At 41.3% G+C, this 462-nt stretch carries 1 protein-coding gene; it reads right to left on the reverse strand.

Annotated features, from left to right (window positions below; all coding sequences use genetic code 11):
• A partial coding sequence (locus HC175_RS18360; RefSeq protein ID WP_168139679.1) for a TRAM domain-containing protein occupies positions 1-300 on the reverse strand: 300 nt, incomplete at its 3' end.
• Positions 301-462: the final 162 nt, after the last annotated feature.

Below are 462 nucleotides of genomic sequence, written 5' to 3' on the forward strand. Positions count from 1 at the left end.
TTCCTTGTAAAAAAGCTGGTGTTTATAATCCATAAACTGCCATTTGCAACCTCCGAACACACTAAAATGTATGCAGGGAGACTCCACCCTCTTATCTGAATATTTATGGAACCTGGTAGCTGTACCTTCGTAAAAAGCCTTTTTTCGCTTGGTGGTCTGCACATCTACAACATCGCCCGGCACTGCATTACCTATAAAGATCACCTTTCCATCGGGAGCTTTGGCAATACTCTTCCCTTTTGCCCCGGCATCAATCACCTCTACCTCCTTGAATTCAATATTTCTGTTCTTTCTTGCCATGCCGCAAAAATAGGATAAATGCCAAGAATTATTGGGCGCAGGCTTTAAAAAATCAGGAAACATTTAGTAATTTGCGGCTTCTGAATTCGGGATGATTTCTCTCCCTGAATACCATTGAACCGGTACTTCCTTAAAGCAGGAATTTCTTTTTAGTAACAGGTA

Source organism: Salinimicrobium oceani, assembly GCF_012037645.1.